1 rRNA gene is annotated in these 292 nt (G+C 57.2%); it reads right to left on the reverse strand.

Features of this window, described 5'->3' with window-relative positions:
• Nucleotides 1-292: ribosomal RNA gene (locus K1I44_RS15140) — 16S ribosomal RNA — on the reverse strand; the annotation flags it as partial.

Consider the following 292-nt stretch of genomic DNA (forward strand, 5'->3'; position numbering starts at 1 on the left):
GTAGGAGTCTGGGCCGTGTCTCAGTCCCAGTGTGGCCGATCACCCTCTCAGGTCGGCTACGCATCGTCGCCTTGGTGAGCCGTTACCTCACCAACTAGCTAATGCGCCGCGGGCCCATCCTGTAGCGGCAGCTTGCGCCGCCTTTCAACGAAACGTCATGCGACATTTCGTATTATCCGGTATTAGCACCGATTTCTCGGTGTTATCCCCGTCTACAGGGCAGGTTGCCCACGTGTTACTCACCCGTCCGCCGCTAACGATTCAAAAGCAAGCTTTTGAATCGTCCGCTCGA

The sequence above is a fragment of the Anoxybacillus sp. ST4 genome, from assembly GCF_019448545.1.
Lineage (GTDB): Bacteria > Bacillota > Bacilli > Bacillales > Anoxybacillaceae > Anoxybacillus > Anoxybacillus pushchinoensis.